We start from the raw sequence: 1,821 nt of genomic DNA, 5'->3' as shown, positions 1-1,821 counted from the left end.
GCCACAACCAGTGAGTGCACACGAGCGCCTCCCGCCGGAGCCGACAGATCCCGTTAAGGACCCGAAGGTCAGTCAGGCGGTGGGTCAGACCCCGGTGGGAGGCGCTCACCTACATCATCACTGTCAGGCGGCGAACGCCTCCTCGATGACGTCCAGCCCCTCGTTCAGCAGGTGCTCGGGGATGACGAGCGGCGGCAGGAAGCGCAGGACGTTGCCGTACGTTCCGGCGGTCAGGGCGAGCAGGCCGCGCGCGTGGCAGCGGCGGGCGATCTCGGCGGTCAGCCCGGGGTCGGGCTCCTTGGTGCCCGGCTGCACCAGCTCGATCGCGATCATCGCGCCGCGCCCGCGGACGTCCCCGATCGCGGGGAACCGCTCGGCCAGGGCGCGCAGCCGGGGCAGCATGACGCCGCCGATGCGGCGGGCGCGGGCGGCGAGGTCGTGCTCCTCGATCTCCGCGAGGACGGCGAGGGCCGCCTCGCAGGCGAGGGGGTTGCCGCCGTAGGTGCCGCCGAGGCCGCCGCCGTGCACCGCGTCCATGATCTCGGCGCGGCCGGTGACGGCGGCGAGCGGCAGCCCGCCCGCGATGCCCTTCGCGGTGGTGATCAGGTCGGGGACGATCCCCTCGTGCTCGCACGCGAACAGGTCGCCGGTGCGGGCGAAGCCGGTCTGGACCTCGTCGGCGATGAACAGGGCGCCGCTCGTCCGGCAGAACTCGGCGAGCGCGGGCAGGAAGCCCGGCGCGGGCTCGATGAACCCGCCCTCGCCCTGGATCGGCTCGACCAGGACGGCCGCGAGGTTCTCCGGGCCGATCTGCTTGGTGATCTGGTCGACGGCCTGCGCCGCCGCCTCCGGGCCGCAGTTCTCCGGCCCGGACGGCCAGCGGTAGGGGTAGGCGAGCGGCATCCGGTACACCTCGGGCGCGTAGGGCCCGAACCCGTGCTTGTACGGCATGTTCTTCGCGGTGAGCGTCATCGTGAGCAGCGTCCGGCCGTGGTAGCCGTGGTCGAACACCGCGACGGCCTGCCGTCCGGTCGCGTACCGGGCGATCTTGACGGCGTTCTCCACGGCCTCGGCGCCGCTGCTGACCAGCATGGAGCGCTTCTCGTGGTCGCCGGGCGTGATCCGGTTGAGGTTCTCGCACACCGCGATGTACCCCTCGTACGGGGCGACCATGAAGCACGTGTGGGTGAACCGCTCGACCTGCGCTTTCACCCGCTCGACCACGCGCGGGTTGGCGTTGCCGACGTTGGTCACGGCGATGCCCGAACCGAAGTCGATGAACGAGTTGCCGTCGGCGTCCACGACCACGCCGCCGTCGGCGTCGGTCACCTGGACGGGCAGGACGCTGCCGACGCCCGGGGGGACGGCGGCCTTGCGGCGCTCCTGGAGCGCCCGCGAGTTCGGTCCGGGGATCTCGGTGACGACGCGGCGTTCCTGCGGCAGCCGGGCGGCCGCGGTCTCCGGGAGGGCACTGTCCTGGCTGATCATGTGCCGAACCTAGGCGCGGCCCGCGGCCGGCGGGACCGTACGGGACGGCGAAATCCGCGCCCGTGAAAGGACGCCCCGTCTGTTGACCGCGACGGCGGCGCTCTTTTTTCGCCCGTGGCCGCCATTCCCGAGAGGCCGCCCCCTTTAAGGAATCCCGCGCGCGGACGGCGGCCGCATCGCCGAGTGCAGCGGAAACGACCCCTTGACGTGCCGCAGAGGGGCTGCTTACGGTCTCGCTACTCAATATAGGACAACGTCCAATATAAATGGATCGAGGGTAAATGTCGTTCGAGGCGACGCAACGTGCGGTGCCCCCCGCCCCCGGGCACGCGG

At 71.7% G+C, this 1,821-nt stretch carries 1 protein-coding gene; it reads right to left on the bottom strand.

Translation table 11 applies throughout. The annotated features are described in order from the left end of the window. Positions 1-123 precede the first annotated feature (123 nt). Positions 124-1,488 (bottom strand): 4-aminobutyrate--2-oxoglutarate transaminase, encoded by a 1,365-nt coding sequence (gabT, locus tag DMH08_RS39375; RefSeq protein ID WP_125621363.1) that lies wholly within the window; start codon positions 1,486-1,488, stop codon positions 124-126. Positions 1,489-1,821 lie beyond the last annotated feature (333 nt).

The sequence above is a fragment of the Actinomadura sp. WAC 06369 genome, assembly GCF_003947565.1.
GTDB lineage: Bacteria > Actinomycetota > Actinomycetes > Streptosporangiales > Streptosporangiaceae > Spirillospora > Spirillospora rifamycini.
The sequence above is the reverse complement of the archived record's forward strand: the minus strand, read 5'-3'. Positions and strand labels throughout refer to the sequence as shown.

What these genes read in the sequence shown, in the direction of transcription:
- gabT (WP_125621363.1), bottom strand. Translation starts at nt 1,488, where the DNA reads ATGATCAGCCAGGACAGTGCCCTCCCGGAGACCGCGGCCGCCCGGCTG.